The organism is Psychrobacter sp. SWN149 (assembly GCF_015864565.1).
Lineage (GTDB): Bacteria > Pseudomonadota > Gammaproteobacteria > Pseudomonadales > Moraxellaceae > Psychrobacter.
Genome location: NZ_JADYWX010000010.1, coordinates 12,610 through 28,280, shown reverse-complemented (window position 1 = coordinate 28,280; position 15,671 = coordinate 12,610). Strand labels below are relative to the sequence as shown.

General features: G+C 45.8%; 12 protein-coding genes. 9 read left to right on the top strand and 3 right to left on the bottom strand.

Annotation, left to right across the window (positions count from 1 at the left end; translation table 11 throughout):
- Positions 1-41 precede the first annotated feature (41 nt).
- The 3 genes from I6E86_RS13375 to I6E86_RS13365 all read left to right on the top strand — a co-directional run bounded on the left by I6E86_RS13375 (position 42) and on the right by I6E86_RS13365 (position 4,355).
- Positions 42-1,712 (top strand): alpha-keto acid decarboxylase family protein, encoded by a 1,671-nt coding sequence (locus I6E86_RS13375; RefSeq protein ID WP_197177877.1) that lies wholly within the window; start codon positions 42-44, stop codon positions 1,710-1,712.
- Between the two features lie 191 nt (positions 1,713-1,903).
- Positions 1,904-2,239: a GlpM family protein gene (locus I6E86_RS13370; RefSeq protein WP_320154187.1), complete on the top strand. Its 336-nt coding sequence runs from the start codon at positions 1,904-1,906 to the stop codon at positions 2,237-2,239.
- 322 nt (positions 2,240-2,561) lie between these two features.
- Positions 2,562-4,355 carry a potassium/proton antiporter gene (locus I6E86_RS13365; protein ID WP_197177876.1) on the top strand — a complete coding sequence of 598 codons (1,794 nt, stop codon included), beginning with the start codon at positions 2,562-2,564 and terminating at the stop codon, positions 4,353-4,355.
- A gap of 33 nt (positions 4,356-4,388) precedes the next feature.
- Here the strand turns inward: I6E86_RS13365 and I6E86_RS13360 are convergent, their stop codons facing one another.
- On the bottom strand, positions 4,389-5,276 hold the full coding sequence (locus tag I6E86_RS13360) for a LysR family transcriptional regulator (protein WP_265090700.1): 888 nt from the start codon (positions 5,274-5,276) through the stop codon (positions 4,389-4,391).
- A 199-nt stretch (positions 5,277-5,475) separates the two neighbouring features.
- On the opposite strand from I6E86_RS13360, the gene speB reads away from it, so the two are divergent.
- The 6 genes from speB (at position 5,476) to I6E86_RS13330 (ending at position 14,209) form a co-directional block, all read left to right on the top strand.
- The gene (gene speB, locus I6E86_RS13355) at positions 5,476-6,444 is read left to right on the top strand and encodes an agmatinase (protein ID WP_194196800.1); all 969 of its coding nucleotides are present in this window, start codon (positions 5,476-5,478) and stop codon (positions 6,442-6,444) included.
- Positions 6,445-6,598: 154 nt separating this feature from the next.
- Positions 6,599-8,332 (top strand): 5-guanidino-2-oxopentanoate decarboxylase, encoded by a 1,734-nt coding sequence (locus tag I6E86_RS13350; RefSeq protein WP_227680668.1) that lies wholly within the window; start codon positions 6,599-6,601, stop codon positions 8,330-8,332.
- Between the two features lie 53 nt (positions 8,333-8,385).
- Complete coding sequence (gene dld / locus I6E86_RS13345; RefSeq protein ID WP_197177875.1) at positions 8,386-10,254, top strand: D-lactate dehydrogenase; 1,869 nt, start codon at positions 8,386-8,388, stop codon at positions 10,252-10,254.
- Positions 10,235-11,641, top strand: a complete 1,407-nt coding sequence (locus I6E86_RS13340; RefSeq protein WP_197177874.1) for a YjiH family protein — start codon at positions 10,235-10,237, stop codon at positions 11,639-11,641. Before dld ends, I6E86_RS13340 begins: the two co-directional genes overlap by 20 nt.
- Positions 11,642-11,828: 187 nt before the next feature.
- The gene (locus I6E86_RS13335; protein ID WP_227680667.1) at positions 11,829-13,373 is read left to right on the top strand and encodes an aldehyde dehydrogenase family protein; all 1,545 of its coding nucleotides are present in this window, start codon (positions 11,829-11,831) and stop codon (positions 13,371-13,373) included.
- 224 nt (positions 13,374-13,597) lie between these two features.
- Complete coding sequence (locus I6E86_RS13330) at positions 13,598-14,209, top strand: TetR/AcrR family transcriptional regulator (protein ID WP_194364122.1); 612 nt, start codon at positions 13,598-13,600, stop codon at positions 14,207-14,209.
- 111 nt (positions 14,210-14,320) lie between these two features.
- Here the strand turns inward: I6E86_RS13330 and I6E86_RS13325 are convergent, their stop codons facing one another.
- Both I6E86_RS13325 and I6E86_RS13320 read right to left on the bottom strand, forming a co-directional pair.
- Positions 14,321-14,950 (bottom strand): CDP-alcohol phosphatidyltransferase family protein, encoded by a 630-nt coding sequence (locus tag I6E86_RS13325; protein WP_197177873.1) that lies wholly within the window; start codon positions 14,948-14,950, stop codon positions 14,321-14,323.
- 80 nt (positions 14,951-15,030) lie between these two features.
- Complete coding sequence (locus I6E86_RS13320; RefSeq protein WP_197177872.1) at positions 15,031-15,663, bottom strand: ATP-binding cassette domain-containing protein; 633 nt, start codon at positions 15,661-15,663, stop codon at positions 15,031-15,033.
- Positions 15,664-15,671: the final 8 nt, after the last annotated feature.

The following is a 15,671-nucleotide window of genomic DNA, read 5'->3' as shown; positions in this document are numbered from 1 at the left end:
CAATTATTAATGCTTATAAAGATAAGTCATAGGGATATACAATGAGTCAACACTATACCATCGCCGATTATTTGTTTGATCGTGTCGCAGAAGCAGGTGCTTCTGAGATATTTGGCGTACCTGGTGATTTCAACTTAACTTTTCTAGATAATGTGCTAGCCTCTGATAAGCTACGCTGGGTGGGTAATACCAATGAGCTAAATGCAGGTTATGCAGCTGATGGCTATGCTCGTGAGCGTGGGTTTGCTGCGATGGTGACGACCTTCGGTGTTGGGGAGTTGTCTGCGATTAATGCGACGGCAGGCTCTTTTGCAGAGTACGCACCAGTACTTCATATCGTGGGCGCGCCAAGTACGGCAGTGCAAGACTCAAAACGCCGTATTCATCATTCGCTTGGTGATGGGGTTTTCAATCATTTTATTAAGATGGTTGAGCCAGTGACCGTGGCACGGGCGCAGCTTACACCAGAAAACGCCGCCTCAGAGATTGATCGTGTCATTCGTCTGATTCTTAAAAAACACCGCCCTGGTTACTTATTGCTATCGCCTGATGTGGCAAAAATGCCAATTTATCCACCAACAACTAAGCTGATTGATAGCCAAGAAGATATTACCAGTCAAGCGGCACTGGCAGATTTTAAAAAAGCGTTAATAGCGTTTTTACCCAATAAGACCACGACGCTGATGGCAGATTTGATGGTGCATCGTTTAGGGCTGCAAAATCAGCTCAAAGCACTCATTGCTGATACCGATATTCCTTATACCACGCTGTCTTGGGGTAAGACATTACTCGATGAAAACAGCGAGCGCTGGGCAGGGACTTATGCAGGGGTTGCTTCACGTCCTGTGGTCAAAGACGCGGTAGAAAACTGCGAATGCCTCATCAAAATAGGGGTGCAATATACGGACACCACCACCGCAGGGTTTAGCCAAGATATCAATGAAGATGTGGTGGTAGATTTGCATTATGAGCGTGCTTCCATCAGCGGTCAGAATTTTGCACCGATTGCACTCAAAGATGCGTTGCAAGCGTTACATGAGGTGATGACCTCGGGGATTAACATCGTACCGAAAACGTTCTGTGAGCCAGTCAATCCTCACAAGCAAAATGGCAAAGACGATGAACCCATCCGCCAAGATGATCTGTGGCATATTATTGCTGATCGCTTAGACCACAATAACTTGGTGTTTTCTGAACAAGGAACGGCCTATTTTGGTATCAGTGATGTGCGTCTACCAGAAGGGGTGACGTCATATGGTCAGCCGATGTGGGGATCAATTGGCTATACCTTGCCAGCCAGCCTAGGCGCTGCTATTGCCTCGCCAAACAAGCGCAGTGTTTTATTGATTGGTGATGGCTCAGCCTTATTGACCATTCAAGAGATAGCGGTCATGATTCAAGAGCGTATCAACCCAGTCATCGTCCTAATCAATAACGATGGCTATACGGTAGAGCGTGCGATTCATGGTGAAAACCAATACTACAACGATATTCCTAAATGTGACTGGCAGCTCATGCCGCAAGCATTCGGTGCCACCAAAGAAAATAGTCTCATGCTGAAAGTCGAAACTGCAGGAGAACTCAAAGCGGCGTTTGATACGGCCGCCGCCACCACCGATAAGCTCATTATGATAGAGGTCATTGCCGATAAGCATGATATTCCGCCACTGCTTGCCGACATCAGCGCGGCACTAAAGCCAAAAGCCGATTAAGCAATGCGCAAATAACACAGACAATAGAATCAAATCACCCCATCTAGCACACGGCTAGGTGGGGTTTTTTTGGTATCTTTACTATATGAATGAATTAAACCAATATCGTACTTACGTCTGTCTACAGACTTTAGTATCATGGCGGATTGGGCTACGTTCAGCCTTTATATTCAATAGGAGATGGACCCGACGTGATTTGGTTAAAAATGCTTATCGGCGCATTGATGGTACTGGCGATTCAATTATTCGCCCAAACCCGATTTTTTTATTTGGCTGCACTTGCGCCACTATTTCCCACATTTACGTTAATCAGCCACTTCATCGTCGGCACTGAGCGTAGCCCTGCTGATTTAAGAGTAGCACTGATCTTTAGTATGTTAGGTGTCATACCGCATTTGATTTATACCTTTGTGGTGTTTTTCAGTATTGGCTATATGAGCTTATATAAGGCTTTGCTATTGGGCGTCGTCGCTTGGATGATAGCCGCGGCTATCTTAGTACTGACATGGCAATACATTCAAGCTTGAGTACTCAGGCTTAAGTATTTAGGCTTAATTTGGCTGATACAGATGACAATTATCATTGAATAAAAATTGACGCTTACATGAGGTAGTACAGACAGCTTTCATCTATAAACTGATATGATTTGGCTAAAATATCTTTTATAAAATTTGATAGTAGGTGTTACGCTTGGCAGTGGTCGATTGACCATCGCTGATAGGCGCTTATCTGGTGTGATATCTACTGACAGTGCGACAACGTAAGTTTTTTTTGAATCAAGTAATATCTCACTCATCATAAATATAACCACAAATACAATCACGACAACGACAAAATAGGGTTTAAAAAATGGATACCTTAAATATCCTCTACTTGGTAGGCGCGATATTAATTTTTGCCAGTATTATGGCAAGCACCTTATCAGCACGTTTGGGTGTACCTTTGCTATTGCTGTTTTTGATAGTGGGCATGCTGGCAGGTGAGCAGGGTATCTTGGGTATTGAGTTCTCGCAATATGCGCTGGCCAATTTTGTCGGACAGGCAGCCCTTGCCTGTATCCTGTTAGATGGTGGGTTACGCACCTCATTCAAGTCATTTAGAGTCGGACTCAAGCCCGCGATTACCTTAGCCACATGGGGTGTATTGGTCACGGTGATGGTGCTTGGGGTGTTCGTTACTTGGTTGCTCGATGTCGACTGGCGCTTTGGTCTACTGATGGCCGCCATTGTCGGCTCAACCGATGCGGCTGCCGTCTTTTCACTGCTGCGAAATGGCGGCGTCAAGCTCAATGACCGCGTCCAAGCCACGCTTGAGCTAGAGTCTGGTGCCAATGATCCTTTGGCTATTTTATTGGTCACAGGTCTCATCGCCTTAAATGTTGATCCTGATGGTCAGACAGTATTTGGCTTCCTCGTTTTGCTGGTGCAGCAGTTGAGCTTTGGGCTAGGAATGGGCCTACTGTTTGGGTATTTTTTATCTCGGCTACTACCAAAAATTCATTTGGCAGAAGGCATGTATGCGATCCTAATCCTCTCTGCAGGATTGGCTGTTTTTGCCGCGACCAACCTAATTGGCGGTAGTGGGTTTTTGGCGGTATATCTTACTGGTGTCTTAATCGGTAACCATAAAGTGCGCTCGACTGAGCATGTCATGCGAGTGATGGACAGCTTTGCTTGGCTATCACAAGCGGTACTGTTTGTTGTATTGGGATTACTGGTCACACCATCAAATGTGCTAAATGTTTGGCATTATTCGGTAGCGATCGCCGCCTTTATGATTTTTGTCGCTCGCCCCATCGCCGTCTACACGAGCGTCAAACCCTTTAAGTTTAAAGACAGAGAGATTGGGTTTATCTCTTGGGTCGGACTGCGCGGTGCCGTGCCCATTACGCTTGCTATCTTGCCCGTCATGGCGGGGATAGATAACGCCTTTATGTTGTTTGATATTGCCTTTGGCGTCGTAGTGCTATCGCTAATTTTGCAAGGTACGACCATCCCGACGATGGCAACTTTATTTAGAGTACGCATTCCAACCAATAAAGATCCCAAAGAAGAGCATGAAGTATGGGTATCAGATAAGGCAAGTATCACGTTATACGAGTTTGAGGCAAAATCTGGCGCATTTGCAATTGGTCGACACCCAAAAGGCATTTCTAAGAGCATCAGCTCTAATGAGATCAGTGTCTTTGCATTGGTGCGTGGGCAGCAGATCGTGGTCGTAGATGAGAATACCAAGCTGAAATTTGGCGATAGTGTTTGGTATGCGATGAGAGGCAATCATGCCAGCAAAATTGCCAAGATTTTTAATGACACTACCCTAGATCGTAAGGCTATTGATGACTTTTATGGCGATTGGTTGCTATCACCCAATGTCAAGCTTGGGGATTTGCCATTTTTTACGGAAGCCATGACATCTGAAACACTGGTAAAAACCTTAAAGACGACAGATGAGGACCTCGCGAAAAATATGTGGGAGCAGACGGTCGCTGAATATGTGACATCACATTTGGGTACAGCGCCCGTCTCAGGCGATACAGTCGTGATAAGTAATGAATGGTCGCTGGTCATCAAAGAAGTAGATGACAAAGGTAAGCTCAGAAACATTGGTCTAAAATACCAAGAGCCTGTAGCAGTTACATCGTAATATCAGTAGTTTTAGGGCGTGTACAAACACGCCCTATAGCAGATTCATCATTTTATTCAAAAAATCAGCGATGTGTTTGTGCTGGTTTTCTCGGTATGCCCAGTGGTGCTCGACAGCATAACTGGCTTCCTCTCGCAGTAAAACCTTCATTAGTCCCATTTTCTCATAACGGGCTGCCAGATCACGAGGTAGATAGCCAACATGGTGACCGGCTAGAATCAACTGTGCGGTTGCCTCCATATGATATGTGGTGGCACTCAAGGTTTTGGGGCGCACATGATGAATGCTGACATCAGTGATATAGCCTCTTTTTATCCAAGGATGGTTTTGTTCTAAGTCCTCTAATGTCAAACCTTCTGCATTATAAAACAACCGATGCTCGCGTCCGCAGCACACGACCTGTCTTTCTACAAAGGCGGGCTTAAACGTCAGCAGCGGTGGAAAGCTGCCAAAATAACCAACGCCAATATCGCTTTCATTACTGAGCAGTTTCTCTAACATGCTTTCAGGGCTTTGCACGTCGATAGAAAAGTGTATCAATGGGTTATTACGGTAGCTGTTAGCAAGCCGTTGTCTAAGCACGTCATAAAAAAAGTTGGGCATTTGATCGGTTAGGCACAGTCTGATATGGCCGCCATGAACGGAGTCTAGTTGCTGAATATAATGCAGCTGATGTTGGAAATTGGCGACTGACTCAGTAAAAGCGACGCAAGCCTCATAAACCGCTGCGCCATCTTCTGTCAGCTTAAACCCTGCGCGACCACGATGACATAATGTCATGCCCAGCCGATCTTCTAAATGCGTTAAATGACCGCTGATTACTGAAGGTGTGACATTTAGGCGTGTCTGCGCGGCTGTCACCCCTTGACAGTCTACAATAGCCATAAAGCTACGCAGCGTTTTTACGTCTATTTTTATCAACTCATCTAATATCAAGAACCATCCTCCAATAAATACTCTGTTCAATAAACTTCTGCTAATAACGTATAAGTCTGTTTTACTACGAAAAACCAGAAGTTTACTTCTGAATTTTACCATGGTTCATGCGCTTATATTTATGTATTGTCAATGGCATGTAGCAAATTGTGTACTTAAACCAAATAGAACAAGGAAGTAATGTATGAGCTTCAATCAACCACTCAGCGGTAATGAGATGCCAAGATTTGGCGGTTTCGCCACTATGATGCGTCTGCCAACACAAGCAGATGCCGAAGGGTTAGACGTGGCGTTTGTTGGCGTACCTTTAGATATTGGTGCATCGAACCGTAGTGGCGCAAGACTAGGCCCAAGACAGATTCGTGATGAGTCAAGAATGATTCGCCCTTACAACGTGGCCACACGTGCTGCGCCCTTTGAGTCATTGCAAGTTGCTGACATCGGCGATGTGCCTATCAATACCTTCAACCTGCTAAAAAGCGTTGATATCATCGAAAAATTCTATACCGATAAAATCGTCAAACATGGCGCGATTCCTTTAACACTGGGCGGCGACCATACTATCGCATTGCCTATTCTACGTGCCCTTGCCAAAAAACATGGCCCTGTCGGTATGGTACATATCGATGCTCATGCTGATATCAATGATGATATGTTTGGCGAAAAAATCGCTCATGGTACACCGTTCCGCCGCGCGGTCGAAGAAAACCTCATCGACGGTAATCGTGTGGTACAAATTGGTCTGCGCGGTACAGGCTATAGCGCAGAAGAGTTTGATTGGTCAACTGAGCAAGGCTTTCGCGTGGTACCTGCTGAGGAGTGCTGGTATAAGTCATTGGCGCCGCTCATGGCAGAAGTTCGCGAAAAGCTGGGCGATGGCCCTGTCTACTTGAGCTTTGATATCGATGGTATTGACCCTGCGTTTGCACCAGGTACGGGTACTGCTGAGATTGGTGGTCTAACATCTACTCAAGGTATCGAAATCATTCGCGGTATGCGCGGTCTTGATGTGGTTGGCGGAGACTTGGTCGAAGTATCGCCACCTTATGACCCATTTGGCAACACCTCTGTACTGGCTGCGAATCTACTGTTTGAGATGCTATGTATTCTGCCAGGCGTACGCTATGACGATAAGGTTAAAGCAGTCTATTAATAGCCATCATTTATTACCTCTATAATTAGCAACCTTTGTAGCCAGTAATTAGTAACTAGTAATCGGTATGAAAGAAAAAATACAAAGGTTGTTTTGATTTGAAGAATTAATAATTATCTGAATATTCAGTGAAATTTTTTAGGATGATTGACCCATGACCCAATTAATGCAAACACCTGACTCATCGCCTGTTAATTTTTCTGACAGCCCTTCTCTAACCTGTGGCGAGCTGCTGGTACAGTGGCTAGAATATTATGGGGTAGAGACGGTGTTTGGTATCCCAGGGGTGCATACGGTCGAGCTGTATCGCGGCCTGCCCAGTACCAATATTCGTCACGTGACGCCGCGTCACGAGCAAGGCGCTGGGTTTATGGCAGATGGCTACTACCGTGCTTCTGGAAAAATCGGTGTGTGCTTTATCATCACAGGCCCTGGCATGACCAATATTATGACGGCGATGGCGCAAGCATTGGCTGATTCGATACCGATGCTGGTCATCTCTAGCGTCAATAAAGTCAAAGACACGGGTAGTGGTGAAGGGCATTTGCATGAGCTGCACGATCAGCAAGGCATGGTAAGTAAAGTGGCACTCACTAGCAAAACCATCTGGCAGCCTGAGTCATTACCCAAAGTCATCGCAGAAGCCTTTGCTTTATTTAATGGTGCACGTCCGGGGCCCGTATATATTCAATTGCCAATTGATGTCATCACCGCTGATGCTAGTCATGTTGCTAAGCCGCCTAAGTTAAATGCTGTAGCAAATAGCCAAGCCAATACAAATAGAGTGAGCCTACCACAGGTCACAAGACCACTGCCGAATCCTACGCAATTAGACCTAATCGTACAGTCATTAAAAACCGCGAAAAACCCTGTAATACTCTATGGTGGCGGCTGTGTCGATGTCGACCACGATGCACAACGATTGGCAGAACTGATAGATGCACCAACATTTTTGACCATCAATGCCAAAGGTCTATTACCACCTGGTCATCCATTAAGTTTGGGTAGTAATCAGTCATTAGACGCAGGCCGCGCTGTAATTACAGAAGCAGACTGGGTGTTAGCGATTGGTACTGAGCTTGGTGAGACTGACTATGATGTGTTCTTTAACGGTGGGTTTAAGATAAATGGCACATTGGTGCGTATCGACTGCGATGCTCAGCAACTGCAGCGTCCGTTTATCGCCGACATTGCGGTATTGTCCGATGCCCAAATTGCGATTAGTGGTTTATGTAGTCGCTTAAAAGGTCAGACATTCGATCATCAGGCGCTGTCACGAGTAGACGAGGCAAAACACGCTATCTTGAAGGATGTAACGACAGACTTTGCGGGTCAAAATGCTCTACTTAAACTGATTCGTGATGAAGTAGAGGATGTCATCTTTGTGGGTGATTCAACCCAGCCTGTCTATAGCGGCAACCTTGGCCTTGAAGCTTTGGCGACGCGTAAGTGGTTCAATTCATCGACAGGTTTTGGCACGCTAGGCTATGGTCTGCCTGCTGCTATCGGCGCGATGGTTGGTTCAAACTTGCCTGTCGTCAGTCTAATGGGTGATGGCGGTATTCAGTTCACCATTGCTGAGCTCATCTGCGCCGCTGAGCTTGAGCTCCCATTGATTGTTTTATTATGGAACAACCAAGGCTACGGTGAGATTCGTCGTTACATGGAAGAGGGCGGTTTACCACTGATCGGTGTCAATATAAAGACGCCTCACTTTGAGCCATTAGCGGCAGGGTTTGGTGCAGGTTATCGCAGAATCACCGCTAAGCAGCAACTTCTAGACGCATTGAAAACAGATATCAATGGCAAGCAGCCTTTTATCTACGAAGTTGATGAAGCAGATGATTTTCTAAAAGAGATGGGCAAGACGATGATCTATTTTAGTTAAGCGTATAGACATCCCCAACTCCACGGCTGGTCATTCAAGGAAGAACGTCCCTCATGTCAAATGGGTCACATATTACAAGCGTCTCAGCAGCCAAGCACAATCAGCTACCAAATTTACTATCGGATTTGGCAGCTGTGGTTGGCGTGAGCAATGTGATGATCAGTCCCAGCCAGCAGCAAGCGTATGTGCAAGGCGCGATAGATACGATCACAAATGCGACTATAGCAGTTGTGACACCGCCCACACTTGTGGCACTATGGCGCGCCATCAATGTCTGTGCTGCGGCCGATGTGATTATCATCGCTCAAGCGGCCAACACCGGATTGACGGGTGGTTCTACGCCATATGGTGAGTATGACCGACCGCTGGTTATCATTTCGATGCAGTTATTGAGTGGTATTCATCTGCTCAATGACGCGACAGAGCTCATTGCATTACCCGCCGCGACGCTACAGCAATTAGAGTCTACCCTTGCACCATTAGGCCGTGAGCCGCATTCGGTATTGGGCTCTAGTTGTGTTGGCGCCTCGGTGATTGGCGGTATCTGCAACAGCTCAGGCGGCATGTTGGTGCAGCGTGGCCCTGCTTATACTGAGATGGCGCTATTTGCGAGACGTAACAGCTCAGGTCATTTTGAGTTGATCAACCATCTAGGCATTGAGTTGGGGACGCAGCCGGAGGAGATGCTTGAGACTCTGCAAAATGGCACATTTGATAAAGCCTCAATACCTGCTAGTAGTGATAGCAATACTGACGACACTCACCATATTGGCCAAAGTAATACTTGTAGCAATCATCATTATCAGCACAAAGTACGTGACTGTGATGCCGACACGCCCGCCAGATTTAACAATGATCCCAATGGCTTGTATGAGGCATCAGGGTCGGCTGGCAAGGTCATCGTGTTTGCAGTGAGAGTGGCGACCTTTGCCAAACCCAAGCGAGAGCAAACTTTTTATATCTCGACCAATGATGGAGATACCTTGACTTCGCTGCGTCAGCAGTGGTTAAAAAGCGAGCTAAACCTACCGGTGTTTGCTGAGTATATGCACAGAGACTATAACGACATCACCCTGCGTTATGGCCGTGACACTTGCTTGAGTATGCGGAGATTACCTGCCAGTCAGATAAGCGCGCTGTACCGTCTACAAGCCAGAATTGGCTATTACTTGAATAAATGGCGCTTGCCCAAGACATTGCCCGATCGAATATTGCAAATGGCATCGAGGTTTATGCCGCCATCATTACCTGCGCCTTTGAGCACGCAAGCGCTCTCATACCGTTATCATTTAATCATAAAAGTAGCAGATGGCGTTGATACAGATACCGGCCATAACGATAGCAATAATAAAAACAAAGATAAAAAAGACCATATTGCCGCAGCTAAAGCTTTTTTGCAAAACCACATACGGCAGTATAAAGGCGCATTGCATCTGTGTACTGAAACAGAGGCCCAAGCATTATTGGTGTTTCGCAGTGCCGCCACCGCCGCTATGTTTCGCTACCATAATCTCAACCACACAGAGTTTGGTGAGCTGTTAGCGACTGATATTGCCTTACCAAGAAACGCGACAGATTGGGATGAGACTTTACCTCATCACTTAAAAGAACAAGTCAGTAAAACCTTTTATCTGGGGCATTTTTTCTGCCATGTCATGCACCAAGACTATTTTTTAAATCCCAAAACGGATGCCAAGCAGTTCAAGGAAGACCTGCTGGCATTTTATGATAAGCGTCATATTGAGTACCCCGCTGAACACAATGTGGGGCACGTATACCCTGCAAAAACGGCACTACATTATTTTTATAAAAAACTGGATCCAACCAATTCGCTTAACCCAGGTATTGGTCAGACAGAGAAATGGAAAAACTGGCAATCATCGCCCATTAAGGAGAAGTTAAATGACGAGTTATATGGATAAGTCGCAGCAGCCGATTTTAGGGAATAATACGGTCGATCCAGAAACGCCAAAAGCAGGACAGTGGCGTGCAGCAATGTGGAAGTTTTTGTTATTTTCAGCATTGGGTATTGCGCTATTTATCATTCCCTTTCAATGGGATGGTAAGGTCACCATTTTATTGGGTGTACTGACCGATGCGTTACAAGCTGCGTTGGGCGGTTTTGTGGTCTATATCACCATGGCAATCGTGTCGATCTCCTTTATTGGAGCACTGGCAGTCAAAGTGCTCAAACCCAATTTGCCTGCAGACTCACTGGTTAAAAAGTTGTTCGATGTTGATTGGTTTTGGTTGACCACGCGATTTTTGGGTACGCTGTTTGTTTGGATGATTTACCTGCAAGTTGGCCCCGAGTTTATTATTAACCGTAATACCGGCGGCGTCATTTTCGAAGATTTGATTCCTATTTTGATTCCGTTGTTTTTCTTTGCCATTTTATCGCTGCCATTTTTGACTGATTTTGGCTTGATGGAGTTTTTGGGTACTTTAGCCAGTAAAGTGTTTATCAAGCTATTTAAGTTGCCGGGTCGTTCTGCCGTTGATGCGATGTCTTCTTGGTTTGGTGCGGCCTCTATCGGTTTGCTGGTCACCATGCAAGAGTATGATAAAAGCTTCTATAGTCAGCGTGAAGCCGCCATTATCGCGACCACTTTTTCCGTAACTTCTATCGCCTTTACCTATGTGGTGGCCAAAACCATCGGCGTGGACAATAACTTCGTCTATTTTTATCTGACCATTGCGCTGACGGGCTTTATCGCTGCGATTATCATGCCGCGTATCCCGCCATTATCGCTCAAGCCTGATACCTATCACTCTGGCAAAAGCATGCTGGATGAAGGTATTCCTGCTGAATACACTACGTATCAGTGGGCAGTCAACCGTGCGGTAACACGCGCGCATTCTATGCCAAGCTTAGGTCAGGTATTCAAACGCAGCCTACACAATCTATTTGATATCTATTTTGGCCTCATCCCTGTTATTTTTGCGATTGGTACTATCGGTCTTGGTTTGGCTGAGTACACGCCTGTCTTTAACTGGTTGGCCACGCCATTAGTACCAGTACTTGAATGGTTGCAGATTCCAGAGGCGGCAAAAGCAGCTCCTGCCATGATTATGGGCTTTGCGGATATGTATCTGCCAGCATTGGTCGGAAAAAGCATTGAGAGTGAGATGACACGATTCATCGTTGGTGCGGCCTCAATCACTCAGATTATCTATATGTCTGAGGTGGGTGCGCTGATTTTGAAATCTAATATCAAACTGAATGTGCTAGAGCTGTTCTTCATCTTCGTACTTCGTACACTGATCAGCTTGGTAGTTATCACATCCGTCGCGCATCTGCTCTATTAGTGTTGCGTTCAGCATCAATGGAGCATCTCGCATAAAAATAATCAGTTTTTCTGTAGGTAGGCAAACCGATTGTTTGACTCAGTATTTTACGCGCGCTATGCAGAGCAACTGTCATATCAATAAAAGAGACATGATTCATAGCGCAGCATATCAAGACCATTTGATTCGAGAATAAAGGTGATTGACCATGATAGATAAGCTGAACCCTGAAAGCTTGACCCGAGAAAGTGCCATACAAACGGCTCAAAACGAAGTTGTATTAAACGCTGCTTATATCAATGGCAACTGGATTACGATTGAAGCACTGGCAACTGATTCTGTTGTCATGTCTTCTAATAACATAGGCTCTGATAACGCAAACGATCAGGCGTTGTATGATCCAAACTCAGGCGAGGTGATTGCAACGACGCGTCTGTGTACCAGTGCTCATGTAGAGATGGCAGTTAGCGCTGCTTCTGAGGCTGCTGTTAGCTGGTCTCAAACCACGGTAAGCGAACGCGCAGGGTATCTCAATAAGATTGCAGATAGGATGGAGCAGCGATTTGATACCTTGGTTGGATTGTCTGTGCTAAATAACGGCAAGCCAATTGAGGAAGCAAAGATAGACGTCGGTGATGCTATCGCTTGCTATCGTTATTATGCCAACCTCATCACGGAGCAGGCCACATGGTCTGAAGTGTCCACACTTGAGTCAGGCATACGATTGTTAAAGACATATGCGCCTGTTGGTATCTGCGCGCTGATTACGCCTTGGAATTTCCCGATGGTGACGACTTCTTGGAAGCTGGCGCCTGCGTTAGCAGCAGGTTGTACCGTGCTATTAAAACCGTCTGAGGTGACACTACTGCCAGAGCTCATGTTAGGTAATATCTTATCTGAGATAGGCTTGCCAAAAGGGGTGGTCAATATTTTACCGGGCGCGGCTGAAGTAGGTGCCGCCATGACCAGTCACCCATTCATTGATAAAGTCTCTTTTACGGGGAGTAACGTGGTCGGTGAAAAGGTCATGAGCCAAGCCGCGAAAAGTGTCAAAGACATTAGCCTAGAGTTGGGCGGTAAGTCTGCTATCGTGGTATGTGCAGATGCTGATATTGACCATGCTTGTGATTTAATCATTGGTGGTATATTTACCAATGCAGGTCAGATATGCTCAGCCACTTCGCGTTTGGTTGTACATCAAGATATCGCTACACAGCTGTTTGATGCATTAAAAGTAAAAACAGCAAGCCTGCAAATTGGTGATGGATTTAATGCTGGTACGCAAATGGGCCCATTGGTTAGCGCGCAGCAATTGACCCAAGTTAAAAAGTATTTTGATATTGCGACAGCTGAAAAGTTGGATTGTTTAACGGGTGGCCAGATAGTTGAAGGAACAGGGTATTTTGCCCGTCCAACGATTTATACCAATGTGCCAACGACCAGTCAGTTATGGATGGAGGAAGTGTTTGGGCCCGTATTAGTCAGTACAACCTTTACAGATAAGGTAGAAGCGATTCGACTCGCGAACGACAGTAAGTATGCCTTGGCCGCGACCATCGTCAGTGCGGATGAAACGGCTGCGCTAGAAATGGCATTACAAATTCAAGCGGGTCATATTTGGATCAATGAGCAACAGATTGTATTGCCAGAGGCTGGATGGGGCGGGTTCAAACACAGCGGTATCGGCCGTGAGCTAGGCACAGATGGTTTGTCTGCTTATCAGAAAAGCAAACATGTATTATTAACTCATTAGCCGGATTTCCACGTTTCTCGCTAGCCGTTATAAAGAGCTGTCATAAAAAATTGCACCTACCTATCAACAGGGTTGTTGGTAGTTAGCGTTACGCTTGTCTACCAGTGCGTTTGTTATATTAACTTTACTGTTATGCTCATTCAGGATAAAATTGAGCAATCATTCAAGTTTTCTAGCCGTGATCATTTTTATATGATGTCACGGCTTTTTAAATGGGGCATATTATGTCACGCACCGCACTTTACAATCGTCAGGATGCCTTGGAGCGCGCGCTACAGCTTTTTTGGCAAAAAGGTTTTCATGCGACCTCATTAAAGGATATCGAGCAAGCGCTTGATATGCGTCCAGGCAGCATTTATGCCGCTTTTGGAAGTAAAGACGGCTTGTTTCAAGAGGCCCTAGAATACTATGCGCGTCTAGGATTGACTGAGCTTGAACGCGTATTAAGCCATCACTCAACGCCATTGCTAGGTCTAGCAGCTTATATCAGACAGCTTGGCGGAATCCTTGATAAAGCGTTACCGAGCCGAGCTTGTATGTTGGTTAAAAGCTTATTAGAGCTCGGTACTCGTGAACAAACGGCATTGGATAAGGTTGAGATGCTGCTGGCCGGTATGGAGACACGCTTTATAGAATGCTTTAGAGCTGCTCAAGAGATGGGCGAGCTAGATAATCAGCTAGATGCCGTGAGGCTCGGACGAAGACTACAAGCGGAAGTCATGGGTCTGCGTGCTTTTGCACAGCGTAATGTTGATAGCTCAGCGGTACATGAGCTCGCTGAGGATATGGCATTATCGATAGAGGCCATGCGAGTAGATGATTTTGCTCAGGTGTAGCCTGTTTATATGTAGTTAACTTAGCGATTTTTGAATGCAGTTTTTGAACTGAATCTTTTATCTTGAGGACTATTAACTTAAATTCAGTCAGTAATCCCTTGTCATAGCATACTACCGCTGCGCCGTTTCTAACTGCTTGAGAGTATGATAACCACCATGTATACGGGTAAAAATTGTAATAGCGCAAGCTGCGGCAAAAATACTGGCAAGCCATACAAAATGCTGTGGCCAAATGCAGAAGGCGATGAATAACACAATGGTTTCGGTGCCTTCAGTGAGACCATTGAGGTAATAAAAGCTTTTATACTTAAACTGAGGTTTGTCTAGTGCAAACTTTTCTGCAGCGATGGCAAAGGCCAAAAAGCTCGAACCTGTACCGATAAATGCCGCCAGTAGTAATGCACCTGCAATAGCGTTTTGGGCAGGATTGGCCAAGATAAATCCAAGCGGTACGGCGGCATAAAACAGAAAATCGAGGGTAATATCTAAGTAACCGCCTGCACTTGAGCTTTGCTGTGCATAGCGTGCCATCGCACCATCTAGCCCATCAAAAACACGATTGAGAATAATCGCGGCCAATGCGCCATACCATAGCTCAAATGCCAGTAGTGGCAGGGCCAGCATCCCAATCAAAAATCCCACTACCGTCAGCTGATCAGCGGTAATGCCGAGCTTATGCAATGTCGCTACTATGGGGGTTAGCAGCGGCTTGATAACGGGCGTGATAAACTTATCTAACATGCGAGCTGCCTTTTATATTTTGCTTATTTTGATACTTTGGTTGGGTATTTAGCGTTAATATTCGGCTCTGATATTTGAAACTATCGTCCTACCTGAACAACCTTACCGTTTGCTGCTTCGGCATCGCTTTGATCGTGCGTGACCATGATAGCAGGCAACTTATGAGTACGAATTTGCTCAAACACCAATTGCCGCGTATCCATTCTCAGCTGAGTATCGAGCTTGCTAAAGGGCTCATCAAGTAGTATCGCTTTGGGCTCACTCAGTAGCGTTCGTAGTAGAGCGACACGCGCTTGTTGACCGCCTGATAGGTTATCAGGGTGACGATCTCCCATCCCTTCTAATCCCACTTGAGCCAACGCCTGCGCTATTTTTTCAACTCGCTGCTTTTTATTTCCTTTTGGCATGGCAAAAGCAATGTTGCCCGCGACTGATAGGTGCGAAAACAGCAGTGCATCTTGATACAGCACACCAATACGGCGCAAATGTGCTGGCAGGTGAGTCACGTTTTCATCATTCAACCAGACAGTGCCAGACGCGGTAAAATCGCTAGCCAAAGTGCCTGTTAGCCAGTTTAGTAAGCTGGACTTACCACTACCAGAAGGCCCCATCACAGTTAGGATATCGCCACCAGCGATGTCTTCATTGATACTCAATAACTGCTCGTTTTGACGAAACAGTTGTAAGTCTTTTATCTGTAAAGATGATGGCATCAGGAACC

Bases quoted from the DNA above. Each gene is read 5' to 3' on its own strand.
- I6E86_RS13375 (WP_197177877.1), top strand. From the start codon at position 42: ATGAGTCAACACTATACCATCGCCGATTATTTGTTTGATCGTGTCGCA.
- I6E86_RS13325 (WP_197177873.1), bottom strand. From the start codon at position 14,950: ATGTTAGATAAGTTTATCACGCCCGTTATCAAGCCGCTGCTAACCCCC.
- I6E86_RS13330 (WP_194364122.1), top strand. From the start codon at position 13,598: ATGTCACGCACCGCACTTTACAATCGTCAGGATGCCTTGGAGCGCGCG.
- I6E86_RS13320 (WP_197177872.1), bottom strand. From the start codon at position 15,663: ATGCCATCATCTTTACAGATAAAAGACTTACAACTGTTTCGTCAAAAC.
- I6E86_RS13365 (WP_197177876.1), top strand. From the start codon at position 2,562: ATGGATACCTTAAATATCCTCTACTTGGTAGGCGCGATATTAATTTTT.
- I6E86_RS13350 (WP_227680668.1), top strand. From the start codon at position 6,599: ATGACCCAATTAATGCAAACACCTGACTCATCGCCTGTTAATTTTTCT.
- dld (WP_197177875.1), top strand. From the start codon at position 8,386: ATGTCAAATGGGTCACATATTACAAGCGTCTCAGCAGCCAAGCACAAT.
- I6E86_RS13335 (WP_227680667.1), top strand. From the start codon at position 11,829: ATGATAGATAAGCTGAACCCTGAAAGCTTGACCCGAGAAAGTGCCATA.
- speB (WP_194196800.1), top strand. From the start codon at position 5,476: ATGAGCTTCAATCAACCACTCAGCGGTAATGAGATGCCAAGATTTGGC.
- I6E86_RS13340 (WP_197177874.1), top strand. From the start codon at position 10,235: ATGACGAGTTATATGGATAAGTCGCAGCAGCCGATTTTAGGGAATAAT.